The organism is Saccharothrix sp. S26, assembly GCF_021390395.1.
In the GTDB taxonomy this organism is placed as follows: domain Bacteria; phylum Actinomycetota; class Actinomycetes; order Mycobacteriales; family Pseudonocardiaceae; genus Actinosynnema.
Window position 1 is genome coordinate 135,458 of sequence record NZ_JAJUWT010000028.1, and the last position, 24,824, is coordinate 160,281.

A 24,824-nucleotide genomic window follows, 5' to 3' on the forward strand; every position below is an offset into this window, starting at 1 on the left:
CAAGGAAAAACGGCCGTCCACTGTCGACGTTCACGAGTGTGGACGACTACGAAACATTTGCGTGGCAACGGGTGTCGCCGATGCGTCTCATCTGGACGGAGCGAACAGCTCCAGCGGCACGGCGTCGGCCAGCGCCCGGTACCCGGCCGGGGTCAGGTGCAGGTGGTCGCCCTCGTCGTAGGCGGCGAGCAGCCGGCGCGGGTCGTGCGGGTCGCGGACCGCCGCGTCGAAGTCGAGCACGGCGTCGAGCACCCCGGCCGCGCGGATCCACTCGTTGACCGCCTGACGTGCGGCGTCACGGTGCCCGTCCGGGTCGTCGTAGGCCTCGTTGCCGCCCAGCGGCGTGAGCGTCGCCCCGTACACCGCGATGCCGTGCGCGTGGGCGCGCACCACGATCTGCTCGTAGGCCGCGCACAGGTCGTTGACGACCTGCTCCTGCGCGGCGGCCGTCGCGTGCGCGGTGCAGAGGTCGTTGATGCCCTCGAACAGCACCAGCCACGCCACGCCGCTCTGCGCCAGCACGTCGCGGTCGAACCGGGCCAGCGCGCTCGGCCCGATCCCGTCGCTGAGCACCCGGTTGCCGCCGGTGCCCTGGTTGAGCACGGCGACGTCCGCGGTGGCGGGGTGCGCGCGCAGCCGGGCCGACAGGCGGTCCGGCCAGCGGTCGTTGCCGTTGGTGGTGGAGCCGCGCCCGTCGGTCAGGGAGTCGCCCAGCGTGACGACGGCCGAGCCCGCGCGCCGCGACCACACCTCGATGCCGCTGAGGAAGTACCAGTGGTCGGTGGTCGTCGCGCCCGTCAGGTCGTCGGCGTCGACGTGGTCGCCCGCCGCGAGGTGCGAGGTCGTCCGCGAGCCGGGGTGCGAGGTGACCAGGTCGGACGCCTGCCCGTCGGCCAGGTGCGCGGTCACGGTCAGGTTGGCCTCCGGCCCGACCGGGAAGTCCAGCGGGTCCGACACGACCTGCGCCCCGACCGGCACGACCACGCTCGCGCGCCCGTGGAACGTCACCGGGCGGGCCGACCCGGGCTCGATCGCGGCCACCCCCGCCCGGCCGCCGACCGGCCGCGCCACCGTGACGGCCGTGATGGGCAGCACCGCGCCGCCGAACGCGTTGGAGAACCGCAACCGCAGCCGGTCGCCGCCGATGGTGACGCGCGCGGTCTGCCGCAACGTGGCGTCGGCGAGCACCAGGCCGGCGCGGGTGAACGGCGCGGGCGGCAGGTTGTCCGGCTCCGTCAGCTGCGGTGCGGACACCCAGGTGTGCACCCAACGGCCGACGGGTGATGCGCTGGGACTCATGGGTGGGCCGACCTCCCGGGCTCGGTGGCGTGACGGGCCGATTCTGGTACGAGCCGGCCGCCGGTCCGGCGGTGGGCCCACCCCTTCCGCGGTCACCCGCTCGGCCTTGCGCCAACCGGGCGACCCTGGTGTGACGGGCGGCCAAGACGGGAACCGACTCGGTGACGTCGCCGGCGACGTCGGGCGCGGGGAGGCGGGCATGCGGGGGCTGCTGGTCACGTCGGTGCTGGTCACGACCGCGCTCGTGGTCTCCGGCTGCGGCGGGCTCGGCTCGGACGACTCCGGCGCGCTGGTCACCATGGGCTTCGGGCTGCCCGACGAGCACGCGACCGCCCGCGTGGCGGTGTTCCGCGCCGCCAACCCGGGCGTCGACCTGCGGATCAGCGAGGGCGCGTTCGACGAGCAGCAGTTCCTGTCCGCGGTGGCCGCGGGCGACCCACCCGACCTGGTCTACGCCGAGCGGCGCAAGCTCGGCGGTTACGCGGCGCGTGGCGCGGTGCAGAGCCTGGACGCCTGCGTGCGCGAGCACGGCGTCGACCTCGGCCGGTTCCGCGAGGCGGCGTTGCGCCAGGTCACCTACGAGGGCCGGGTGTACGGGCTGCCGGAGTTCTCCAGCGTCCGCCTGATGATCGTCAACAACCCGGTGGTGCGGGCCGCGGGCCTGGACCCGGCGGCGCTGTCCACCTCCGACTGGGCCGGGATGGGCGCGCTGGCCGACCGGCTGAAGAAGGTCGACGACGGGCGGGTCGAGCGCATCGGCTTCGACCCGAAGGTGCCCGAGTTCCTGCCGTTGTGGGCCAAGGCGAACGGGGCCGAGCTGATCGGGCCCGACGCCCGGCTGGACGACCCGCGCGTGGTCGAGGCGGTCCGCCACACCACCGACCTGGTGGCCCGGCAGGGCGGCTGGGCGTCGTTCAAGGCGTCGCGCGACACGTTCGACCAGTTCGGCGCGAACAACCAGTACGTGACCGGTCAGTTGGCCGCGATGCCGATGGACTCCTGGTACATCAACACGCTGGCGACCAACTCCCCCGACGCCGACGTGACGATCATGCCGTTCACCGACCGCGAGGGGAGGGTGCTGACCGAGTCGGGCGGGCAGGCGTGGGCGATCCCGAAGGGTGCCCGGCACCCCGACCTGGCCTGCCGGTTCCTCGTCACGATGACCGACACGCAGACCTGGGTCACGGCCGCGACGGCGCGGCGGGACGCGCTGACCAAGGCCGGGCGGCCCTACGGCGGCACGTTCACCGCGGACCGGGTCGCGGACGAGCGGATCTTCCGGGAGGTGTTCGACCCGAAGGGCAACCCGATCCTGGAGCGGGGCGTGCCGGTGGTGCTGTCGTTGCAGGACGAGGCGTTCGCGCTGCCACCGAGCCCGGCCGCGAGCGAGCTGGTGCGCGCCTGGGAGGGCGCGGTGAACCGGGTGCTGGTCGGGCAGCAGAGCCCGCGGGAGGCGATGGCGCAGGCGCAGCGCGAGGCGGAACGGGCGCTCAAGCGGGTGAGCGGGAGGTAGCGCCGTGGTGGTCGGCGAACGAGGTGGGCGCGCGGAGGGCGCGGTGGTGGTCGGCAGGGCCCGACGGGCTCGACGCGGGGCCGTGACGGTCAGCGGGCGGGAAGCGCGGGCCGGGTGGTTGTTCCTGCTGCCGTGGGTGATCGGGTTCGTGGCGTTCACCGCGGGGCCGATGCTGTTCAGCCTGTGGCTCTCGCTCACCCACTACGACATGCTCAAGCCGCCGACGTTCGTCGGGTTGGACAACTACCGCGAGGCGCTGGTCGACGAACGGGTCGGCACCGCGTTGTGGAACACGGTGTTCTTCACCGTGCTGCACGTGCCCGCGCAGATCGTGCTGGCACTGGGCCTGGCGAGCCTGCTGCGCCGGGCCGGGCGCGGCAGCGGCTTCTTCCGGACCGTGCTGTACCTGCCGGTGATGACGCCGCCGGTGGCGCTGGCGGCGATGTTCCTGCTGCTGCTCAACGGGCAGCACGGCGCGGTGAACGGGTTCCTGGGCTGGTTCGGGTTCCAGGGCCCCAACTGGACCACCGACCCGGTGTGGATCAAGCCGGGGCTGGTGGTGATGAGCCTGTGGACGGTCGGCAGCACGGCGGTGCTGTACCTGGCGGCGCTGACCCGCGTGCCGGTCGAGCGGTACGAGGCGGCGCGGCTGGACGGCGCGAGCCCGTGGCGGCAGTTCTGGCACGTGACGCTGCCCGGCATCAGCGGCACGGTGTACTTCACCGCCGTGGTCAACACGATCGCGTCACTGCAGGTGTTCACCGAGGCGTACGCGATGTTCTTCGGCGCGCGGGCGAAGCAGTCGGCCGAGGGCGACGCGGCGCTGTTCTACGTGATCCACCTGTTCCAGGAGGCGTTCGGGTCGCTGCGGATGGGGTACGCGTCGGCCCTGGCCTGGGGCTTGTTCGTGGTGATCGCGGTGATCACGGCGGTGCAGGTGCGGTTGTCGCGGCGGTACGTGCACTACGAGGGTGAGCGGTCGTGAAGCGGGTCGGGGTGTGGGCGGCGCTGCTGGTCGTGGCGCTGGCGTTCGGCTACCCGTTCTGGTGGCTGGTCAGCGCGTCGTTGAAGGACCGGGCGCACGTGTTCGACAACGCGCTGCTGCCCCGGCCGTTCTCGCCGGGCAACTACGTCGAGGTGTGGCGGGCGGTGCCGCTGCTGACGTGGATCGGCAACAGCGTCGCGGTGGGGTTGGCGGCGGCGGTCGCGGCCACGGCGACGAGCGCCCTGGTGGCGTTCGGGTTCGCGATGTTCCGGTTCCCCGGCCGCAACGCCCTGTTCGGCGTGGTGCTGGCGACCATGATGCTGCCCGCGGCCGTGACCATGGTGCCGGTCTACCTGGAGTGGCACGCGCTGGGCCTGGCCACCACGCAGATCCCGCTGTGGGCGCAGAACCTGTTCGGCTCGGCGTTCTACATCTTCCTGCTGCGCCAGTTCTTCCTGGGCCTGCCGAGCGAGGTGTTCGACGCGGCGAAGGTCGACGGCGCGAGCGCGTGGCGGCTGTTCACCTCGATGGCGCTGCCGCTGGCGAAGCCGGGCCTGGTGGTGGTGTTCGTGTTCGAGCTGAAGGCGGCGTGGACCGACCTGGTCAAGCCGCTGATCTACCTGCGCGAGCCGGAGCTGTACACGCTGCCGCGCGGGTTGAAGGCGGTGCTGGACCGGTTCGGCGAGGGCGGTGAGGAGCAGTGGGAGCTGGTGCTGGCCGCGAGCGCCATCGCGACCGTGCCGATGGTCCTGCTGTTCCTGGTGGCGCAGCGGCACTTCGTGCGCGGCACGGTCACCCAGCACGTCGAGTGACGAGCGGGTTCAGGGCCAGGCCGAGGACGTTCGCCGCGGTGGCGCTGGTCAGCGCGATGCCCCAGCCGACCGGGCCCAGGGGCGTGCAGCCGAAGAACCGGCTGACGCCGGGGGTCTGGATCACCGCGCCGAGCGCGGCGGCCGAGCCGAGGCTCGCGGCGAGCACCGACCGGTCCAGCCCGCCGGTGACCAGGGTCTGGCCGAGCTGGGTGCCGACCAGTGCGGCCAGCGCCACCGTGCTCGCCCGGCGGGCGCGGCCGGTGAGGCGGGCCGCCGTCCACGCCGCCGTGGCGCCGAGCGTGGTGGTGATCGCGCGGGCGGTGATGTCCCTGGTCAGCGCGTCGCCCAGGGACGACGACGGTCCTTCGCGCAGCAGGTCGGGCACGGACTCGCGGGCGGGCCCGCTCAGCGCGATGGCGAGCGCGGGCGCGAGGTCGGTCAGCAGGTTGACCAGCAGCAACTGCCGCGCGGTCAGCGGTGACCGACCCGTCAGCGCGGAGCCGAGCACGCTGAACGCGATCTCGCCGAGGTTGCCGCCCAGCAGGATCGCCAGCGCCTCGCGCACCGACGCCCACATGGCGCGGCCCTCCACCAGCGCCGCGATGATCGTCTCCAGCCGGTCGTCGGTCACCACCAGGTTGGCGGCGGCACGGGCGGCGGGCGTGCCGCGCCCGCCCAGCGCGATGCCGACGTCGGCCAGCCGGATCGCGGGCGCGTCGTTCGCGCCGTCGCCGGTCATCGCGACCACGCGGCCCAGCCGCTGGTAGGCCTCGATGATCCGCACCTTCTGCGCGGGGGTGCAGCGGGCGATCACGTCGACCGTCGGCAGCAGGGCGTCGAGCTCGTCGTCGGCCAGCTCGTCCAGCCGCGACCCGGTCACCACGGTCAGGTCGTCGTCGCCGTTGACCTCGCCGGCGATCGCCTCGCCGGTGGCCGGGTGGTCGCCGGTGATCATCACGATCCGCACACCCGCTTCGCGCAGCTTCGCCGCGGCCGGTGGCGCGCCGTCGCGCACGGGGTCGGCCAGCGCGACGAAACCCAGCAGCGTTAAGTCCTTCACGTGGTCGTCGGTCACGGCGTCGCCGTCGAAGCCGGCGCGTTCGGCGACCGCCAGCACCCGGTGGCCGCGACCGGCCAGCCGCGCCGCCCGCCGCTCCAGCCGCCGCAGCTCCCGGGGATCGGCGTCGCAGCGCGGCAGCACCGTCTCCGGCGCGCCCTTCACGCTCAGCACCAGCCGTTCGCCTACCCTGCCCGCGGTCGCGTGGTAGCCGCGCGACGGTTCGAACGGCAGCGCTTCGACCGGCGTCCAACCCCGCGCGCCGGTCGTCGGGTCGACGCGCGCCCGCCGTGCGCCCTCCAGCACCGCGCGGTCGGTCTGGTGCGCGAGGTCGTCCGGGTCGTCGGCGGCGGGCGTGGCGCGGACGGCGGCGGCCAGGACCCGGCGCAGCGCGTCGTCCAGCTCGTCGAGGTCCGCGCCGCGGCGGCCGTCGTCGACGCGGCTCACGGTCAGCCTGCCCTCGGTCAGCGTGCCGGTCTTGTCGAAGCACAGCACGTCGACCCGGCCCAGCGCCTCGATGGTGCGCGGGTTGCGGACCAGCGCGCCATGCTCGGCCAGCCGCCGTGCCGCGGCCAGCTGCGCCGCGTTGACCAGGAACGGCAGCCCTTCGGGCACGGAGGCGACGGCGAGGTTCACCGCCGCGCCCATGCTCTGCCGCAGCGGCACGCCCCGCAGCAGCCCCGCGCCGGTGACCGCCACCGCCGAGCCGAGCGCGACCGGCAGCGTCTTGCGGGTCAGGTCGGCCAGCCGCGCCTCGACGCCCGTGGTGGGCGTGGTGCGGCGGGCCGCGGCCATGCCGCGGCCGACCTCCGTGGCGTCACCGGTCGCCACCACCACGGCCAGCGCCTCGCCCGCCGCGATCGTGGTGCCCTCGTAGAGCATGGACGACCGGTCGGCCGGGTCGGCGGCCACCACCGGGGCCGGGTCCTTGGGCACGGGCAGGGACTCGCCGGTGACCGACGACTCGTCGGCCTCCAGCCCGTCGCCGTCGAGCAGGCGGCAGTCGGCGGGCACCACGTCGCCCGCGGCCAGGCGCACCACGTCGCCGAGCACCAGCTCGTCCGCCGTCACCTCGCGGTCCCGGCCGTCGCGCACCACCGCGGCGCGCACCGCGGACCGGCCGAGCAGCGTGGCCAGCGCCCGGTCGGTGACGACCTGCTGCACGCTGCCGACCAACGCCGACACGCCGACCACCCCGGCCACCAGCGCCGCGTCGACCGGCGAGCCCACCGCCGCCGACACGGCCGCACCGCCCGCGAGCACGGGCGTGAGCGGGTTGGCCAGCTCGGCCAGGAACGCGCTGCCCAGGCTGGTGCCGACGGCCTGCCGCCCGGTCGACGTGCGCCGCCTGCGCCGCGCCTCCCGTTCGGCCAACCCGTCCCGACCCGAGCCGAGCCGGTCCAGCACCACGTCCGCCGGCATCAGGTGCCACGGCTGCGACGTGGCCGGTGCGACGACGGCACGGCCGCCGGGCAGCCGCTTCGCCCGCCACACGCCGTCCGCGAACGCGATCGCCGACGCCCCGTCGACCGCACGTGCTGCGTTCCGGGCGGGCGCGGGGCCACGCGTGCTCAGCGCGCTGACCGCCCCGATGCCGCTCGCGGCCTGGGCGAGCATGATCGCGTCCCGGGTCACCCGGCGGGCGGCCGGCACCGCCTCCACCAGCAGCACCGCCGCGTCGAGGTCCCGGACGACGACGTGCGCGCCCCACGGCGGCGGCCGGCCGTCGCGGTGCACGCCCACGCCGCAGTCCGCCGAGCCGAGCGCGCGGCGGTGGTCCGACACGAGCATCACCACGTGCCCGTCGCCCTGCAGTTCGCGCACCGCCCCGACCAGGCCGTGGCCGGAGGGGACGACCTGGTCGGCGCACCGGACCGGCGGGTGGTCCCGGTCCGTGGCCACGACCAGGCGCAACCCCGCCTCGCGGGCGGCCGACGCGAGCGCTTCCACCACGGGCGGTGTCTCCACGTCGACCGCCAGCACGGCCTGCAACCTGCGCTTGTCGATCAGGCCGAGCACGGCCGCGTGACCGGCCAGCTCACGCTGTTCGCGCACACCCCTGCGCCCCTGCGGGTCCAGGCGGTCGATGGGGCCGATGGCCCAGTCCCCGTCCCGCCGCACCGCCGTCGGGTCCTCGGGGTCGAACAGCGCGAACGCCCGCTCGGCCGCGTCCGCCGGCGCGGTGCCCGCCAACGGCACGAGGTCGGCGAGCACCGACCGACCCGAGCCGAGCGCGGCCTCGTCGAGCACCAGCACGTCGACCGCGTCCAGGCGGCGCAGCGCGGAGCGCTCCATGACCAGCGCGTTCCTGGTGGCCAGCACGCGGCCGAGCTGGGCGGCGAACGCGGCCCCGCCGACCGCCGGCGCCTTCGGCAGGCTCGCCACGCCCAGCGCGGCGGCCCGGCGCAGCCCGGTGAACGGGATCGCGCCCACCGTCGCCGCCGCGCCCGCCGCCAACGCCCGGCGCGCGTAGCGGTCCGCGGGCCCCTCGGGGAACGGGCGCGGCCGTTCGACCGCGATCGGCTCGGCCTCGGCGTCGTCCGGGCCGTCGATCAGGTCCGCCTCGGCGGCGCACCACGCCCGTTCGTGCGCCTTGACCTCGCGCCACTGCTGCACGCGTTGGGCGATGTCCAGCACCGTGCTGCCACCGCGTGACGCGAGGCCCTGCACGAGCGCGGCGACCACCGACGTGGCCGCGTCGGCGCGTTCGCGGCCCTGGAGCCGTCCGGCGGCCAGTTCCCGCAGCTTCGGGTGCAGGTCCACGGCCGCGATCAGCGCGCCCAGCTCGCCCGGGACCGGCGCCCAGGGCGCGATCTTCGTGATGGCGGCCAGCGCCAGGCCCGCGGCGTCGGCGGCGAGCGTGGGCAGCAGCCGGGTGCCCTCGAGGCCGTCCGCCGGGTGGTGCAGCTCGTCCTCGACCAGGCGCTCGTCCTCGGTGGCGGGCTCGACCTCGGCCCGGCGCACCAGCGCGACCAGGTCCTTCGTGGCCGGCGCGGGGTCGTCCACGGCCACGATCACGCGGGCGGACGGGGCGTTCACCCTGGCCCAGCGCACGCCGGGGTGGCCCTCCAGCGCGCGTTCGACGCGCTCGGCCACCTGCTTGCCGCGCGGGCCGTGCACGCCGTGCGCCTCGATGTGCAGCCGCCCCGGGCACGACCACACCTTGCGGCGGTCGCGGCGCGGCACGGCGGTCTGCTCCAGCGGCGCCAGGGCCAGTTCGACCAGCCCCTTGGCGAGGCCGCCCACCGTGCGCACGGGGTCGATGCCGAGGAGTTCCACCGTGGCTGTCTTCCCGGTGCCGTGACGTCCATGCACCACGATCGGGCGGTGCGGTCAGTCCTCGAAGACCAGCTCGGCCCACACCGTGGTGAACTTCGCCTGCGTCAGCACGCCCCAGCGCGCCGACAGCCCGTCGACCAGCGTCAACCCGGCCGACGACCGCCACGGCACGGGCCGGCGCACCGCCCGGTCGCGCACGCTGACGACCAGCGCCTGCCGCCACCGGTCCAGCACGAGCTCGACCACGTACGGCGGCGAACCGTGCCGGTGGGCGTTGTCGTACAGCTCGCCGACCACGAGGCCGACCAGCAGCACGTCGAACCCGGGCCAGCCCTCCAGGTGTGCGCGCAGCCACCGGGCGACCTCGTCGGGCGAGGTCGCGTCCCCGTCCTGGACGACCAGGACAACCGTGTCGTGGCCGGCCGTCACGCCGACGAGCCTCCCACCACCTCGCCCGTCCGCACCTGACGACTGCCTTGCGATCGCCGAGCGGTTTGCCCCCGCGGGCGTCGGGTAGGCGAAGGGGTGCCATGAGCCGTTACGGGGACGAGGTCGCGGCGCGGGCCGTGCCGTTGCGCGACGCGGGCGACTTCGACGTGCTGCTGGACCGCGTGGGCGACGCGCGGGTGGTGATGCTGGGCGAGGCCAGCCACGGCACCCACGAGTTCTACTCCTGGCGTGCCGCGCTGACCAGGCGGTTGATCACGGAGAAGGGCTTCTCGTTCGTGGCGGTGGAGGGCGACTGGCCCGCGTGCGACCGGGTCGACCGGGCCGTGCGCGGCCTCGGTGAGGATCCGCGGGTCGCGCTGGCCGCGTTCGACCGGTGGCCGACGTGGATGTGGGCGAACGAGGAGGTCGTGGACTTCTGCCGGTGGTTGCGCGCCCACAACGCCGGCCTGGCGCCGCGGGAGCGGGTCGCGTGGCACGGCCTCGACGTCTACTCGCTGTGGGAGTCGTTGCGCGCGGTCCTGACCCACCTGCGCGAGCACGACCCGCGCGAGGTGCCCGCGGCGCTGGCCGCGTACCGGTGCTTCGAGCCGCACGGCGAAGACCCGCGGCAGTACGCGATGTCGACCCGGTTCGTGCCCGAGGGCTGCGAGAACGAGGTGGTCGACCTGCTGGTGCGGCTGCGGCACAGGGCGGCCGGCGGCGCGGGTCGGTTCGGGGCGTGGCAGAACGCCGAGGTCGTCGCCGGCGCCGAGCGCTACTACCGGGCGATGCTGGGCGGGCAGTCGTCGTGGAACGTCCGGGACCGGCACATGGACGAGATCCTGGACCGGCTGCTGGACCACCACGGGCCCGACTCGAAGGCGGTCGTCTGGGCGCACAACACCCACGTCGGCGACGCCCGTGCCACCGACATGGCCGCGTCCGGGCTGGTCAACCTGGGTCAGCTCGCCCGTGAGCGCTTCGGCGACCCCCGGGTGGTGCTGGTCGGCTTCGGCACCCATCGCGGCACCGTGATCGCGGCTGAGGCGTGGGGTTCGGGCACGCGGTCCACGCCGGTGCCGCCGGCCCGTCCCGGTTCGCTGGAAGACGTGCTGCACCGGACCGCGCCCGCCGAGGCGCTGTTCGTGTTCCCGCGCCCCGGCGGGCCGGACCTGCTGACCGCCGTGCTCCCCCACCGCGCCATCGGGGTCGTCTACCACCCCGAGCGGGAGCGCTGGGGGAACTACGTGCCGACGGTCGCGGGTGAGCGTTACGACGCGTTCGTGTGGTGCGACCGGAGTACCGCGCTGCGGCCCCTGCGCGCGGACCGGGTGGACGTGTTCGAACCCGAGACGTATCCGAGCGGTGTCTGAACGTCACCGGGCGACCTGGGGCTGACCTCGAAAAACGAGAGCTTGATAACATCGTGTCACGGCCACCGCGCGCCGTCCGCTCGACAAGGATGGCACCGTGACCAAGGCACAGAGAATCGCAGCGGCGTGGGCGAACCTGCCCGCACCGGAATTGACCGACCAGGTCCGCCTCCTGGTCAAGGCCCGCGACGCCGCCGCGCGCGCCGTCTGGTCGGCCGTGCGCGAGAACCCGGTGATCGCCGCGCGGGTGCGCGGCGCGTTGGCGGGCCTGAAGGCGGAGTACCGCGGTCATCGCGACGAGGCCATGTGGCTGATGTGGATCGGCCAGGTCCAGCAGCAACTGGCCGTGCAGGCCGCCGCGCCGGTCCTGGAGCCCGTGGTCGAGGACGTCGTGCCCGAGCTGGAGCCGGTCGTCGAGCAGTGGACCCCCGTCCAGGAGCCGACCCCGCCGCGCCCGGTGAGCGACGCCCCTCCCGTGCTGTTCCAGGAACCCGCCCCGTCCGCGAAGTAACCCCTCGGGTCTCGCGGCCGGGCCCGCACGGGCGCGATGATGCCGTTGGGACCGGCCGGGCGCGCCGGCGGAAGCGAGGACGGCTGGTGGCGTCGACCGACACCCGGCGGGTGGTGAGCCAGGACCAGGTGCTGCGCGGCGCCTGCCTGTTCTTCCTGCGGCACGGCCGGGTCGAGATGGACGCCCTGGCGGCGAGCCTGGCCATCAGCCGCGCCACGTTGTACCGGATCGTGCACAGCCGCGACGGCCTGCTGGCCGACGTCCTGTGGTCCCTGGCGGACCGCCTCCTCTCCCGCGCCCGTCGGGAACGCACGAACGGCGGCGTCGAAGGCGTCCTCGAGGTGACGCGACGGTTCGTGGCCGAACTGCGCGCCGCGGGCCCGTTCCGCGCCTTCCTGCGCGGTGAACCGGAGACCGCCGCCCGGGTCCTGTTCAACTCGTCCAGCGGCGTCCACCGACGCGCGGTGTCGGCGCAGAAGGAGATCCTGCTGGAGGTCGACTCGGGCCCCTGGTCAACCGCCGCGCTGGACCAGGTGGCATTCCTTTACGTGCGAATCGTGGAGTCCACCCTCTACGCGGAACTGCTCACCGGCGCACCTTTGGACCCCGCCCTGGCCGAAACCGCCGCCCGCACCATCCTTCTCCAGCACGCTGACCCAGGCCCCATCTCCTCTGCACCTCCGTCTCCCTCATCCCCACGCACCTGACGCGCCCCCACCTGACCGCCATGCCTCCTCGCCGCCGGGCCGGCCGTTTTATCCGGCTAACGTGAGAAATGCGGTTCAGGTTGTCAAAGGTTGCACTCTTCCCCCGATCGAGCGTCACCCAACCCGCCCCCATCGGACCCGCCACCCCACCGCAGAGGCCCGATTTGACATGGGTTCGGGTGCTTTAGGCTGGTCGAAGCCGGGCAGGCTTGGCGGGCGCTTTATCCGCCATGCCTGCCCGGCTTTGGCCTGCCTGGAGTGCCCGTAAGGGCCCCATGTCAAATCGAGCCGGACCCAACCCCGGGTTTGACCGAACCGCGCTTCCCGGACTCCCACTCCACCTCTCCCCTCGCTGCGACAGCGGTCTCACGATCGGTTCGCGTCCTGGTGCCCGCTGTCAACGGCCGGCTACCGTCGGCGATGATCCCCATCCCCCATCGCTGTGGGAGCCGGTATGTCCCCTTCGCCCTGGCGCTGTCTCGGCTTGGCCGCAGCCGCGCTCGGTCTGCTCCTCCCGATTTCCATCCCCGCCTTCGCGACACCGACGACCCAGGCCCCAGCACCACGGGTCGTCGGCCCGCTGCCCGGAACCGTCCCGGGCAACCGGCTGGCCGACCGGATCGAGGACACCTACCCCTTCTTCTCCACGCCGGACGACCTCCGCGCCGTCGGCTACGTCGAGGAGGAGTTCCACCTCTCCGGCGCGGCCGACGCCTTCGCCCTCGACGGCACGAAGGTCGCCACCGCCGTCCCCTACACGACCCGCGTCATCGTGCGCCGCCCCGCGCACGCCCGGAACTTCACCGGCACCACGCTGGTCGAGTGGCAGAACGTCACCGCGGGCTACGACCTGGACGCCCTGTGGAACGCCGACTCCGCCGTCCGCGCGGGCCACGCCTGGGTCGGTGTGTCGGCGCAACGGGTCGGGGTCGACCAGCTCAAGACCTGGAGCCCGGCCCGGTACGGCGGCCTCGACGTGACCGGCGGCGGGCGGTTCAGCGCCGACGAGCTGTCCTACGACGTGTTCACGCAGGCCGGTCGCGCGGTCGACTCGGGCGCGGTCATGGGTGGGTTGCGGACCCGGACGTTGCTGGCCATCGGCGCTTCGCAGTCCGCGGCCCGGATGACCGTGCTGTACGACCGCGTCCTGCCGCAGCAGCGGCCGGTGTTCGACGGTTACGGCTTCATCGTCGGCACGGCCCCGACGCGGGTCGGCGCGGAACCGGTGTTCCAGGTGTTGTCGGAGACCGACGTGCGGACCGCGCAACGCCCGGTCGACACCGACCGGTTCCGCCGCTGGGAGGTCGCGGGCGCGGCGCACTCCGGCTACGAGGGCCAGGCGTACCGGGCTCCGATCTCCGAGCGCGACCTCGGCGGCGCGCCCCAGTACGCCTGCGACCGGCCGCCGTTCAGCCACGTCCCGATGCACCACGTCACCGCCGCCTCCTACGACCACCTGCGCCGGTGGGTCGAACGCGGCACGCCGCCGCCGACCGCCCGGCCGTTGGAGTTCGAAGCGGACGGCGTCACGAAGAAGCGCGACGCGCTGGGGCTCGCCGTGGGCGGCATCCGGTTGTCCCAGGTGGCCGCGCCACGGGCGCTCAACACCGGCGACAACTCCGGTGAGACGTTCTGCCGGCTGTTCGGCACGCACGTGCCGTTCGACGCGGCGACGCTGGCGCGGCTCTACCCCGAGCGCGGCGACTACGTGCACCAGGTCGTCACCACTGACCTGGCCAACGTGCACGCCGGCTACCTGCTGCCCGCCGACGCGCGGCAGAACCTGGCGGACGCGATCGGAGCGGGCCGATGAGGATCATCATGGCAGCCTTGACCGTCGCCCTCGCCTCCGCGGTCACGGCCGCACCGACCCACGCCAACGCCGAGTCGCTCACCCCGATCGTCTTCGTGCACGGCCAGCAGGGTTCGGCCCAGCAGTGGCAGTCCAACGCCAAGCGGTTCTCCGGCAACGGCTACCCCGACGCGCTGTTGCACGCCTTCGAGTACGACACGAGCGTCCCGACCAACGACCACGCCATCGCGGGCCTCGAAGCGTTCATCGCCGGCGTCAAGGCCAGAACCGGATCGTCCAAGGTGGACGTGATCGCGCACTCGCGCGGCACGACCGTCCTGCACACCTACCTTTCCGTGCCCGAACGGGCCGCGTCGGTGCGCAGGTACGTCAACGTCGACGGGCGGTCCAGTGCCGCGTTGCCCGGCGGTGTGCCGACGCTCGCGTTGTGGGGCAGTTTGCAGCCCAACGGTTCCATCGGTGGTGCGACGAACGTCTACCTGACCACGCTGGGCCACACCGAGACGACCACGTCGGCCGACGGTTTCGCCCACATGTACCGGTTCCTGCGCGGCAGGCCGGCGTTGACCACCCGGGTGGTGCCGGAGGTGCCCGCGCTGGTCCGGATCGCCGGGCGGGCGACGTACTACCCGCAGAACTCGGGCGTCGAGGGTGTCGTGCAGGTCTGGGAGGTCGACAGCGGCACCGGCGCGCGGGTGGGCGAGCCCCGGCACAGCGTCCGGACCGGTCCGGACGGCGCGTTCGGCCCGTTGTGGGTCAACGGCCGCGAGCACTACGAGCTGGTGGTGCTGCGCGACGGCCAGATCCCCTACCACTCCTACTTCGAGCCGTTCGAGCGCAGTGACCGGTTCGTGCGGTTGCAGGTGTCGCGACCGGGTGGGATCACCGACAACATCGACCGCTGCCCGACGCACAGCGCGCTGACCGTCATCCGCAACCGCGAGTGGTGGTCCGACCAGCCCGACAGCGACAGGTTGGAGCTGAACGGCGTCAACGTGCTCGAACCGGCCGTGTCGCCGCGGCTGCGCCAGGTCCTCGCCGCGTTCGCGTTCGACGACAACTGCGATCGGGCGTCCACGCCGGGTGTCGTGCTGCCGCCGTTCACGACGCTGCCGTTCCTGACCGCGGTCGACGCCTACCTGCCCGCGCGGGCCGATGCCGGCGGCACGATCCGCGTCACGCAGACCGCGCGCGGCGGTGACGGCCGGACCCGCACGATCGCGGTGCCGAACTGGCCGTCGGACACCCACGCGGTCACCGTGCAGTTCAAGGACTACCTCGACAGCTCGACGGGAGGTGTGCGGGCAACGGTGCGGTGAGGCCGTCGCCGCAACGCCGGTCGTGGAGCCCGACGGCTCCACGACCGGTTCAGCCGGCCTCCAGCGCGGTCAGCGCCGCGTGCGCCATGGCCCGCACGCCGACCGGCAGGGCGCGTTCGTCGGCGTGGAACGTCGGCTGGTGCAGGTCGCCCTGCGGTCCTTCGCCGGACCAGGTGCCCAACCGGGCGTACGAGCCCGGCACGTGCTCCAGGTACCAGCCGAAGTCTTCACCGCCGGTGGACTGGGTGGTCGACGTGAGGGCCTGCGGCCCGAGCGCCGCCGTGATCGCCTGCTGCAACAGGGCCGTGCTTGCGGGGTCGTTGTCGACCACCGGCACGGCCCGCAGGTGCTCCAGGTCGAACCGCACACCGGTCGGGCGCAGCAGCGAGCCGACGATCTCCTGCACCAACGCGGGAAGTTGCCCGCCCACCACCGGGTCGCCGGTGCGCAGCGTGCCGCGCAGGACGCCTTCGCGGGGCGTGCCGGCGGGTGTTTCCGGCGCGTCCATCAGGCCCCACGCCAGCACCGTCCCGGATCGGGGGTCGACGCGGCGGGCCAGCATCGCGGGCAGCCCGGTCGCGACCACGCCCAGCGCGTGCACGACGTCGGAGCTCAGCTCGTTGCGCCGGCCGGTGCCGCTGGCGCCCACCCGCAGTTCGAGCATGTCGCACGCGGAGGTCACCGGTCCGACCCTGGTGCCGATCCGCCCGACCAGCACTTTCGGGTCGCAGTGCAGGCCGAAGATCCGTTCCACGCCTTCGACGCCGCCGGCCGCGATCACATCGTGCGCGCCGCCCGGTTCCTCCTCCGCGGGTTGGAACAGCAGCCGCACGCGGCCGGGCAGCGAGGGCGCGCAGGCCAGCGCCGCCGCCGCGCCGAGCAGGATCGCGGTGTGCACGTCGTGGCCGCACGCGTGCGAGCTGCCGGGCACGCGGGAGGCCCACGGTTCGCCGGTCGCCTCCGGCACGGGCAAAGCGTCGATGTCCGCGCGGAGGGCGACGCAGCGCGGTCCGCTGCCGATCTCGCAGATCACGCCGGTCCCGGTCGGCAGCACGCGCGGGTGCAGGCCGAGCGAGCGCAGCACCGCCGCGATCGTGGCCGTGGTGCGGAACTCCGCGCGCCTGAGCTCGGGGTTCGCGTGCAGCGTGCGCCGCCAGGACACCACCCGGGTCAGGTTCGCGGCGAGCCACTCGTCCAGCCATCGCGGACCTCGGCCCGCGGCGGGGTCGGGCACCGGCGGCGGGTCTGCGGCCACCGCGTCGAACGGGAGGACGTCCGGGCCGCCGGTGGCCGGCGGCAGCAGGTTGCCCGCAACAGAAGTCATGGTGGCTCGCCGTTCGTGCCAGGGCGTCACGCCGCCTCGGGGAGCGACACGCGCTCGTGTCGGGCCCATCTTCGCCCACGGAGCGTGCAAGATCCACTGCACGGGGTCGCAATCGCCCGTTCGGGTGCAGCGGCTCCACGACACGCACACCTGTTATCGCTAACACCGACCAGCACTCCACACACTTCCCGCGCACCACAACCGCGACCATCACTCTTGAGTCGAGCCATCGAGCGCTGTTAGCGTTAACAGAAGAGACCCGGGTCACCCTCTCGCGCACCCCGCGCGGACGTCCAAGGAGCGGCGACGATGCCCACTCGACCGCGCTCGTGGCGCTAGACCTGCTCCACCCGGGTCGCACCGGGCCGCACCGGCACGGCGGTGGACTCGCGCAGCACCAGCCGGCACGGGCTGACGTGCCTGCCGGGCGCGGGTTGGCCGTTGATGGCGGCCAGCAGCAGGTCCGCCGCCGTCCGGCCGAGCCCTTCCAGCTCCATGTCGATGCTCGTGAGCGGCGGCTGGCAGGCCAGGGCCATGACGTCCCAGTTGTCGAAGCCGACCAGGGCCACGTCGTCGGGTACCCGCCGCCCGGCCGCGCGCAACGCGTCGGCCACGCCCCGCGCGATCTGGTCGCTGCCGCAGAACACCGCGTCGAACCCCTCGTCCGCGCCGAGCAGGATGCCCGTCGCCTGCCTGCCCCACGCCTCGCTCCACTCGCCGAACAGCGGCGGGCCGACCAGGTCCAGCCCGGACTCGGCCAGCCGCCCCACCGCGGCCGACGCGCGCACGGCCGCCGAGTGGTGGTGCTCGGGTCCGGTGACGTGGGCGATCCGCCGCCGGCCCAGGGCCAGCAGGTGGTCGACGGCCTTGCGCGCGCCGCCCGCCTCGTCGGGCACCACCGAGCAGTCGTCCGGGTCGGTGGAGCTGATGAACGCGTAGACGACCGGCACGGGCAGGTCGACGCCGATGGGCGCGCGGGCCTGCGTGCGGCGGCCGGTGACGATGATGCCGTCGACCCGGCGGCTGAGCAGGGTGCGCAGGTAGTACTGCTCGCGGATCGGGTCGTCGCGCGCGTCGCACAGGAACACCGACATGCGGCCCGCGCCGAGCGAGTCCTCCGCGCCGGTCATCAGCGGGATGCTGAACCGGCCGATGGTGTCGGTGGTGATCATGCCGACGGTGTAGGTGCGCCCGGAGTTGAGCGCGAGCGCGGCCGTGTTCGGCTGGAAGCCCAGCTCGTCGGCGGCGGACCGGACCCGCCGCCGGGTCTCCTCGCGCAGCGACCCGCGGCCGTTGAGCGCCTTGGAGGCGGTGCCGACCGAGACGCCCGCCAACCGGGCGACGTCGCTGATCGTGGCCGGGCGGCCCGGCGACCCGGCGTTTTCCTTCGTTTTCCTCGGCGGCATGGGCGAAGGTTACCCCGTGCTGCCCGAGCTGCTGAGCCTTCTGACGAATTAGCACGTCACAGCCCCGAAACTCAGCCTTGACACGGGTCGACCCCGTCCCTACGTTCTCAAGGCAACCGGTTTCCTAATTTTCCCTCCCACGCCGTCCTGCCCGAGCCGGGCGCGTGGTCGCACGAGGAGAAGCCCAGATGAGTTCACTTCCACCGCTGCGCGCACGCGGGCGGCTCGCCACCGCGGCGGCGGCGCTGCTGCTCCTCACCGCGTGCCAGAGCGGACCGTCCGCCGCGGACGCGGGTGACACCACCGCCGTGGACGACGGCACGACGGTCACCATGTGGACGCGGTCGCCCACGGCCACGTTCAGCCAGACCCTGGTCGACGCCTACAACGCGAGCCACAAGAACAAGGTCGAGCTGACCGTCTTCCCGGCCGACTCCTACCAGCAGAAGGTCGGCACGGCCGCGGGCGCGAAGCAGTTGCCCGACATCCTCGCCGCGGACGTGGTGTACGCGCCCAACTACGCGGCCAAAGGCGTGTACCTCGACCTCACGGCCCGGGTGGACACCCTGGACTTCAAGGGCAAGCTCGCGCCGGCGCACATGGAGGCCGCCACGCACCAGGGCAAGGTCTACGGCGTGCCGCACGACATCGACCTGTCCGCGGTGTTCTACAACAAGGTGCTGTTCAGCCGGGCCGGGCTCGACCCGGAGAACCCGCCGACCACGTTGGAAGGCATCTACGAGGCGGCGAAGAAGATCGACGCCCTGGGTGACGTGGACGGTTACTTCTTCGGCGGCGCGTGCCCGGGCTGCATGTTGTTCACCACCTGGCCGATGATCTGGGCCGCGGGCGGCACCGTCCTGGACGAGCAGGGCACGGCCGCGACGCTGGACAGCGCCACGGCCGCCGACGTCTACGGCACGATGCGCCGGATGTCCGCGGAGGGCATCGTGCCCGCGTCGGCGAAGAACGAGTCCGGTCCCACGTGGACCCAACTGTTCGCCGAGGGCAAGATCGGCATCCAGCCGATGGGCGCGACCGCGTTGCAGGGCATGGAGGAAGGCCCCGGCCTGCAGATCGGCGTCGCGCCGATCCCCGGCCCGAAGGGCGGCCGGTCCTCGTTCGTCGGCGGTGACGTGCTGGGCATCAGCGCCAACTCCACCAAGGCCGCGGCGGCGTGGGACTTCATCTCCTGGACGCTGTCCGAGCAGGCGCAGGTCGAGGTGCTGGCGAAGAACAAGAACATCACCGTGCGCAGCGACCTCGCCGACAACGCCTACGCCAAGCAGGACCACCGGCTGCGGGTGTTCAACCTGCTCGCGAGCGAGGGGCAGACGCCGATCTCGGTGAACTTCGGCAAGACGTTCAACGACACCAACGGCCCGTGGACGGCCGCGGTCACCGACGCGCTGTTCGGCTCGCAGGACGTCGCCGCGACGCTGAAGCAGCACAACGGCACCATCACCGAGTCCCTGGCCGGCAGCTGACGATGGCCACCCTCACGCGGGCCCGACCCCGCACCCCGACCCCGGTCGCACCGCCGGACCGTCGCCGCCGCGCGACCATCGCGGGAGCGCGGCGCAGGCTGGGCATCCTCTACGCCAGTCCCATGGCGTTGCTGGTGGTCGTCCTGTTCGTCATCCCGCTGGTGCTGATGGTGTGGATGTCGTTCAACCACTGGCCGCTGCTGGGCGCGTCGGCCCCGAACGGGGTGGAGAACTACAGCGCGCTCCAGGACCCGTTGTTCCTGCGGGCGATCGGGTTCACGCTGAAGTACACGGCCGTGACGACCGTCGTGCTCGGTCTCGTCGCGTTCGGCCTCGCGCTGCTGGTGCAGGAGGCGAGGCCGGGCGTCGGCGCCTACCGGACGGCGTTGTTCCTGCCCAGCGTGGTCGGGCTCGCGTCGACCAGCCTGCTGTTCTACGGGCTGTTCAACACCGAGGCGTCGCCGTTGAACGGGCTGGTCGACTTCCTCGGGCTCGGCCCGGTCGACTGGCTCGGCTCCACCGACAACGCGCTGGCGTCCACCGTCGGCATGATCACCTGGCGGTTCGCGGGCTTCTACATGCTGATCCTGATGACCGGGCTGCAGAGCATCGACCCGGTGCTCTACGAGGCGGCGCGGGCCGACGGCGCGAACCGGTGGCAGATCCTGTGGCGCGTCACGCTGCCGCTGCTGCGGCCGACGCTCGCGCTGACCATGGTGCTGTCGCTGACCGGGTCGCTGCTGGCGTTCGACCAGTTCTTCATCCTCACCGGCGGCAGGCACGAGACGGCCACCGTGGTGATCAGCGTCTACCGCGAGGCTTTCCTGTCCCAGGACCTCGGCCGGGCCGCGGCGGTGTCCGTGGCGATCCTCGCCGTCCTCATCGTCGTCAACGGCGCGCAGCTGCGGCTGCTGCGCCGTGGCCGGTGACCGTTCCCACCGCAAGGAGGTTGGGCGCCATGTCACGCGCGCGCACCGCCGGTTTCCACGTCACGGGCTCGGCGCTGGCCGTGCTGTTCCTGCTGCCGATGCTGTGGACGCTGTACTCGTCGGTCAACAGCAGGCGGGCCGCCGACGGGGAGCCGGGCTGGGGCCTGGACAACTACGAGCGGCTGGCCGACTACGGCAGCGGGCTGGGCACCTACCTGGTCAACACGCTGGTGGTGGCGGTCGTCGCGGTCGCGGTCACCGTGGTCGCGACGACGCTCGGCGGGTACGCGCTGGCCCGGCTGCGGTTCCCCGGCCACAACCTGCTGTTCATCGTCACGCTGGCGATCCTGATGGTGCCTTACACCACGATCCTGGTCCCGCTGTACATCCTGCTCGGCTGGATCGGCCTCCAGGACTCGCTGATCGGGCTGGGGCTGGTGCTGGCGATGTTCCAGCTGCCGTTCGGGCTGTTCATGATGCGCAGCTCGTTCGAGGCGCTGCCGCGCGAGCTGGAGGAGGCGGCGTTGATCGACGGCTGCACGCCCGGCAGTGCGTTGTGGCGGGTGCTGCTGCGCGGTGTGCTGCCGGGCGTGGTCACGGTCGGCCTGTTCTCGTTCCTGGCCGCCTGGAACGAGTTCGTCGCGCCGCTGATCTTCCTCACCGACGGCGCGAAGTTCACGCTGCCGGTCGCGCTGTTCAACCTGCAGTCCGGCAGCCTCGGGTCGGTCGACTTCGAGGCGCTGCAAGCGGGCGTGGTCACGTCGGCGCTGCCGTGCGTCGTGGTCTTCCTGCTGCTGCAACGGCATTACGTACGCGGTTTCACCTCGGGCGCCCTCAAGGGCTGACCTGTCACGGGCTCGGAAGGAACACCCATGACTGCGCACCAAGGTCCCGTCCAGCCGACACCGGCCGCCACCTCCGCGTTGCGCCCGGTCGCGCTCGACGGCGTCGCCTTCGCCGCCGACGGCTTCTTCGGCCGCTGGCAGCGCCGCAACGCCACCGGCACGCTGCCGCACTGCGTCGAGCAGCTGGAGGTCTCCGGCGCGCTGGACAACCTGCGGCTGGTCACCGGCGAGGTGACCGGCGAGTTCCGCAACATGTGGTTCGCGGACTCCGACGTGCACAAGACCCTGGAAGCCGCCGCGTGGCAGCTCACCTCGGACCCGGGCGACGAGCGGCTGCGGGCGTTCGTCGACACCGCGGCCGAGCTGCTGGCCAAGGCGCAGGGCGACGACGGCTACCTGAACTCGCACTACACCGTCGTGAAGCCCGAACGGCGGTGGCAGGAGCTGCACTACAGCCACGAGCTGTACGTCGGCGGGCACCTGATCCAGGCCGCCGTCGCCGCCGCACGGGCCGGTGTGGGCGCGGAGCTGGTCGCGGTCGCGCGGCGGTTCGCCGACCTGCTGGTCGACTGCTTCGGCGGCCCGGACGCGCCGCCCGGCATCGACGGGCACCCCGGCGTCGAGACGGCGCTGGTCGAGCTGTTCCGGGTGACGGGCCACCGGCCGTACCTGGACCTGGCCCGCCGGATGCTCGACCTGCGCGGCCAGGGCCTGCTCGACGGCGAGCGGTTCGGCTCGGCCTACCTGCAGGACCACGTCCCGGTGCGGCGGGCCGAGGAGGTGGCCGGTCACGTCGTGCGGCAGCTGTACCTGCTGGCGGGCGTGGTGGACGTCGCCGTCGAGACCGGTGACGAGGAGTTGCTGGACGCGGCGCGCCGGCTGTGGGACGACGCGTTCGGCAGCAAGACCTACCTCACCGGCGCGCAGGGCTCGCGGCACCGCGACGAGGCGTTCGGCGACCCGTACGAGCTGCCCGCCGACCGGGCGTACGGCGAGACGTGCGCGGCGATCGCCAGCGTGCAGTGGAACTGGCGGATGCTGCTGGCCACCGGCGAGTCCCGGTACGCCGACGAGCTGGAACGCGCGCTGTACAACGCGGTGGCGGGCTCCACGTCGGCGGACGGCACGCGCTTCTTCTACTCCAACCCGCTGCACCTGCGCACCGGGCACGACGGCTCGCACGAGGACGCGCCGTCGCAGCGCCTGCCGTGGTACTCGTGCGCGTGCTGCCCGCCGAACCTGGCGCGGCTGGTCGCGTCGCTGCACGGCTACACCGCCACGACCGACGACACCGGCGTCCAGGTGCACCTGTACTCGGCGGGGACCGTGCGCACCGAGGCGGCCGAGATCGTCACGCGCACGAACTACCCGTGGGACGGCCGCGTGGAGCTGGACGTGACCGGCTCGGGCCCGTTCACGCTGGCGTTGCGCGTCCCCGGCTGGTGCGCGGAGGCGTCGGCGCTGGTGGACGGCGTGCCGGTCGACGTCGTGCCCGAGGGCGGCTACCTGCGGTTGCGCCGGGACTGGTCGGGCGGCGCCACCGTCACGCTCGACCTGGCCATGCCGGTCCGCGTGGTCACCGCGCACCCGCGCGTGGACGCCGTGCGCGGCTGCGTGGCGCTGGCCCGCGGCCCGCTCGTCTACTGCGTCGAGCAGGCCGACCTGCCCGCCGGCGTGGTGCTGGAGGACGTGCGGATCGATCCGGCCGCCGCCGTCGAACCGACCGACCTGCCCGACGTCCCCGTCGCGCTGACCACGCGAGGTGCGGTCGTGCCGCCCGGCGACGACGCGCTGTACCGGACCGGTACGCCCGACTCCGCCGCCGCCCCGCTCCGCCTCACCGCCGTCCCCTACTTCCTGTGGGGCAACCGGTCGCCCGGTCCGATGCGCGTCTGGATCCCGACCACGACCACGGGATGACCCACCCTCCCCCAACCCCCGAACGAGGTGCACGGTGCCAAAGCCGACACTGCGGACCGCGATAGCGGTCTCCGCCCTCGCCGCCACCACCCTGGTGGCACTACCCCTGCACTCCGCCCAGGCGGCGGGCAGCACGCTGGTCGTCGACGCGGGCGTGCCGTTCCGGCCCGTCACGCGGGTGGCCGCCGGCGGCCTGTACGCGTTGGCCGAGAACAACCGGCCGCCGGACTCGATGCTGCTGCCGATCAAGCCGCACACCCTCACCCAGCCGCCGCCGCGGGTCGGCCAGGCACCCAACGGCCAGCCGCCGGGCGGAGACGCCCTCCTGGTCGCGCCGCAGGCCGACCGGGTCGGAGCCGCGCAGGTGATCCGCATGCCCGACATCTACCGCGACTTCCCCTACCGGTGGGTCGGCTGGGACGACTGGCTCGCCAAGGTCGACCAGATGGTCAACGACCGGCTGGCCGCGACGAGCGTCAGCAACATCACCGCCTGGGAGATCTGGAACGAGCCCGACTGGACCTGGAACACCGCGGCGGCGGGCGACTTCAACACCGGCTGGACCCGCACCGTGCAGCGCATCCGCGCCCGCGACACCGTCACCCCGGTCGCCGGGCCCGGTGACTCCTACTGGAACCCGACCCGGATGAGGGACTTCCTCACCAACGCCCGCACCACCAACACCCTGCCCGACCTGGTCGTCTGGCACGAGCTGTCCGGCAGCTCCGGCATCGCCGCGCACGTCGCCGAGTACCGCTCGATCGAGTCGTCGCTCGGGATCAGCCCGCGCCGCATCTTCATCAACGAGTACGCCACCACCGCCGAGATCGACGTGCCCGGCCGCGTCACCAACTACATCGCCAAGCTCGAACGCGCCGGGGTGTGGGCCGCCGACCGGGCGTTCTGGTACGAGTACGGCACCGTCAACGGCCTGACGTACAACAGCCGGCCGACCGCTTCCTGGTGGCTGTACAAGTGGTACGGCGACATGGCGGGCAACATGGTGCGCACCACCCCGCGCGCCCAGACCGGGCTGGACGGCTTCGCCTCCTACGACAGCACGCGCAAGCGGGTCGACGTCGTGTTCGGCGACGAGTCCGGCACGAACAACGTCCGCGTCACCGGGCTGGGCGGTCTCGGCGGCACCGTCCGCGTCCGGCTGGAGTCCACGCCCGGATCCGGCCGCTTCACCAACGTGTCCGCACCGACCACGATCGCCAACACCACCTACCCGGTGACCAACGGCGAGATCACCGTGCCGGTGGCGAACATGTCGGACACCGCGTCGTACCACCTCGTGGTCGAGCCGACCAGCGGCGTGCCGTCCTACCAGCAGCGGTACGAGGCGGAGAACGCGTCGGTGTTCCGCGCCGAGCGCCTGTCCGCGTCCTCCGCGTCCAACGGCGGGTACGTCGGCCGCATCGACAACACCGGCGACCCGCGCAATGCCGGCTATGTCGACTTCGTCGTCAACGTGCCCACCGCGCGCAACTACACGATGACCATCGGGTACGCCAACGGCACCGGCGCGACCGCCACGCAGGGCCTGGCCTACAACGGCAGCGCCTGGTCGACGGTGAGCTACCCGCCGACGGCCGGGTGGGGCCAGTTCGGCTCCACCGTGAGCACCGCGGTCGCCCTGCGGGCCGGCTACAACGTGATCCGCCTGGCGAAGGGCTCGCCCCACTTCGCCGGCGGCACCGGGTACGCGGAGCTGGACTACATCCAGCTGACCTGACCCGCCGCGGGGGGCCGCGCCCCCCCGCCCCCCCCACCCCCCGCCCCCCCCCCCACCCCCCCAACCCGCGAGGCC

General features: G+C 73.3%; 18 protein-coding genes. 13 read left to right on the forward strand and 5 right to left on the reverse strand.

The window, feature by feature from the left end; translation table 11 throughout:
• Window positions 1-87 precede the first annotated feature (87 nt).
• Entirely contained in the window at window positions 88-1,254 is a 1,167-nt protein-coding gene (locus LZG04_RS36405; RefSeq protein ID WP_233825821.1) for an SGNH/GDSL hydrolase family protein, read from the reverse strand.
• Window positions 1,255-1,498: 244 nt separating this feature from the next.
• On the opposite strand from LZG04_RS36405, the gene LZG04_RS36410 reads away from it, so the two are divergent.
• From LZG04_RS36410 to LZG04_RS36420, 3 genes are read left to right on the forward strand one after another with little or no spacing between them, the layout of a single operon-like run.
• Complete coding sequence (locus LZG04_RS36410; protein WP_233825823.1) at window positions 1,499-2,815, forward strand: ABC transporter substrate-binding protein; 1,317 nt, start codon at window positions 1,499-1,501, stop codon at window positions 2,813-2,815.
• A gap of 7 nt (window positions 2,816-2,822) precedes the next feature.
• Window positions 2,823-3,800, forward strand: coding sequence for a carbohydrate ABC transporter permease (locus LZG04_RS36415; RefSeq protein ID WP_233825825.1), 978 nt, complete (start codon window positions 2,823-2,825; stop codon window positions 3,798-3,800).
• Window positions 3,797-4,612 carry a carbohydrate ABC transporter permease gene (locus tag LZG04_RS36420; protein ID WP_233825827.1) on the forward strand — a complete coding sequence of 272 codons (816 nt, stop codon included), beginning with the start codon at window positions 3,797-3,799 and terminating at the stop codon, window positions 4,610-4,612. Before LZG04_RS36415 ends, LZG04_RS36420 begins: the two co-directional genes overlap by 4 nt.
• Here the strand turns inward: LZG04_RS36420 and LZG04_RS36425 are convergent.
• Window positions 4,593-8,948 (reverse strand): HAD-IC family P-type ATPase, encoded by a 4,356-nt coding sequence (locus LZG04_RS36425; protein WP_233825829.1) that lies wholly within the window; start codon window positions 8,946-8,948, stop codon window positions 4,593-4,595. The two genes, LZG04_RS36420 and LZG04_RS36425, sit on opposite strands and share 20 nt — an antisense overlap.
• A 54-nt stretch (window positions 8,949-9,002) precedes the next feature.
• Entirely contained in the window at window positions 9,003-9,377 is a 375-nt protein-coding gene (locus tag LZG04_RS36430; RefSeq protein ID WP_233825831.1) for an ATP-binding protein, read from the reverse strand.
• 101 nt (window positions 9,378-9,478) lie between these two features.
• Here LZG04_RS36430 and LZG04_RS36435 point away from each other — a divergent pair, with 101 nt between their 5' ends.
• The 5 genes from LZG04_RS36435 to LZG04_RS36455 all read left to right on the forward strand — a co-directional run bounded on the left by LZG04_RS36435 (window position 9,479) and on the right by LZG04_RS36455 (window position 15,100).
• Entirely contained in the window at window positions 9,479-10,750 is a 1,272-nt protein-coding gene (locus LZG04_RS36435) for an erythromycin esterase family protein (protein WP_233825833.1), read from the forward strand.
• A 97-nt stretch (window positions 10,751-10,847) separates the two neighbouring features.
• The gene (locus tag LZG04_RS36440; RefSeq protein ID WP_233825835.1) at window positions 10,848-11,261 is read left to right on the forward strand and encodes a hypothetical protein; all 414 of its coding nucleotides are present in this window, start codon (window positions 10,848-10,850) and stop codon (window positions 11,259-11,261) included.
• A gap of 86 nt (window positions 11,262-11,347) precedes the next feature.
• Window positions 11,348-11,968 carry a QsdR family transcriptional regulator gene (locus LZG04_RS36445; protein ID WP_233825837.1) on the forward strand — a complete coding sequence of 207 codons (621 nt, stop codon included), beginning with the start codon at window positions 11,348-11,350 and terminating at the stop codon, window positions 11,966-11,968.
• Between the two features lie 454 nt (window positions 11,969-12,422).
• Window positions 12,423-13,781, forward strand: coding sequence for an alpha/beta hydrolase domain-containing protein (locus LZG04_RS36450; protein WP_233825839.1), 1,359 nt, complete (start codon window positions 12,423-12,425; stop codon window positions 13,779-13,781).
• An 8-nt stretch (window positions 13,782-13,789) separates the two neighbouring features.
• Complete coding sequence (locus LZG04_RS36455; RefSeq protein ID WP_233825842.1) at window positions 13,790-15,100, forward strand: hypothetical protein; 1,311 nt, start codon at window positions 13,790-13,792, stop codon at window positions 15,098-15,100.
• 49 nt (window positions 15,101-15,149) lie between these two features.
• Here the strand turns inward: LZG04_RS36455 and LZG04_RS36460 are convergent, their stop codons facing one another.
• Both LZG04_RS36460 and LZG04_RS36465 read right to left on the reverse strand, forming a co-directional pair.
• On the reverse strand, window positions 15,150-16,424 hold the full coding sequence (locus LZG04_RS36460; RefSeq protein ID WP_233825844.1) for an amidohydrolase: 1,275 nt from the start codon (window positions 16,422-16,424) through the stop codon (window positions 15,150-15,152).
• 335 nt (window positions 16,425-16,759) lie between these two features.
• A complete protein-coding gene (locus LZG04_RS36465; RefSeq protein WP_233825882.1) occupies window positions 16,760-17,830 on the reverse strand; it encodes a LacI family DNA-binding transcriptional regulator in 1,071 nt (356 codons plus the stop codon).
• A gap of 188 nt (window positions 17,831-18,018) precedes the next feature.
• On the opposite strand from LZG04_RS36465, the gene LZG04_RS36470 reads away from it, so the two are divergent.
• Genes LZG04_RS36470 through LZG04_RS42825 form a run of 5 tightly spaced genes read left to right on the forward strand, consistent with a single transcriptional unit; the run spans window position 18,019 to window position 24,749 of the window.
• Window positions 18,019-19,317, forward strand: a complete 1,299-nt coding sequence (locus LZG04_RS36470; RefSeq protein WP_233825884.1) for a sugar ABC transporter substrate-binding protein — start codon at window positions 18,019-18,021, stop codon at window positions 19,315-19,317.
• Between the two features lie 2 nt (window positions 19,318-19,319).
• Window positions 19,320-20,246 (forward strand): carbohydrate ABC transporter permease, encoded by a 927-nt coding sequence (locus LZG04_RS36475; protein WP_233825886.1) that lies wholly within the window; start codon window positions 19,320-19,322, stop codon window positions 20,244-20,246.
• Window positions 20,247-20,275: 29 nt separating this feature from the next.
• A complete protein-coding gene (locus tag LZG04_RS36480; protein WP_233825888.1) occupies window positions 20,276-21,091 on the forward strand; it encodes a carbohydrate ABC transporter permease in 816 nt (271 codons plus the stop codon).
• A 27-nt stretch (window positions 21,092-21,118) separates the two neighbouring features.
• A complete protein-coding gene (locus LZG04_RS36485; RefSeq protein WP_233825890.1) occupies window positions 21,119-23,011 on the forward strand; it encodes a glycoside hydrolase family 127 protein in 1,893 nt (630 codons plus the stop codon).
• Window positions 23,012-23,045: 34 nt separating this feature from the next.
• Window positions 23,046-24,749 (forward strand): CBM35 domain-containing protein, encoded by a 1,704-nt coding sequence (locus LZG04_RS42825; RefSeq protein ID WP_233825892.1) that lies wholly within the window; start codon window positions 23,046-23,048, stop codon window positions 24,747-24,749.
• Window positions 24,750-24,824 lie beyond the last annotated feature (75 nt).

What these genes read in the sequence shown, in the direction of transcription:
- LZG04_RS36410 (WP_233825823.1), top strand. Translation starts at nt 1,499, where the DNA reads ATGCGGGGGCTGCTGGTCACGTCGGTGCTGGTCACGACCGCGCTCGTG.
- LZG04_RS36435 (WP_233825833.1), top strand. Translation starts at nt 9,479, where the DNA reads ATGAGCCGTTACGGGGACGAGGTCGCGGCGCGGGCCGTGCCGTTGCGC.
- LZG04_RS36450 (WP_233825839.1), top strand. Translation starts at nt 12,423, where the DNA reads ATGTCCCCTTCGCCCTGGCGCTGTCTCGGCTTGGCCGCAGCCGCGCTC.
- LZG04_RS36455 (WP_233825842.1), top strand. Translation starts at nt 13,790, where the DNA reads ATGGCAGCCTTGACCGTCGCCCTCGCCTCCGCGGTCACGGCCGCACCG.
- LZG04_RS36460 (WP_233825844.1), bottom strand. Translation starts at nt 16,424, where the DNA reads ATGACTTCTGTTGCGGGCAACCTGCTGCCGCCGGCCACCGGCGGCCCG.
- LZG04_RS36465 (WP_233825882.1), bottom strand. Translation starts at nt 17,830, where the DNA reads ATGCCGCCGAGGAAAACGAAGGAAAACGCCGGGTCGCCGGGCCGCCCG.
- LZG04_RS36470 (WP_233825884.1), top strand. Translation starts at nt 18,019, where the DNA reads ATGAGTTCACTTCCACCGCTGCGCGCACGCGGGCGGCTCGCCACCGCG.
- LZG04_RS36475 (WP_233825886.1), top strand. Translation starts at nt 19,320, where the DNA reads ATGGCCACCCTCACGCGGGCCCGACCCCGCACCCCGACCCCGGTCGCA.
- LZG04_RS36480 (WP_233825888.1), top strand. Translation starts at nt 20,276, where the DNA reads ATGTCACGCGCGCGCACCGCCGGTTTCCACGTCACGGGCTCGGCGCTG.
- LZG04_RS36485 (WP_233825890.1), top strand. Translation starts at nt 21,119, where the DNA reads ATGACTGCGCACCAAGGTCCCGTCCAGCCGACACCGGCCGCCACCTCC.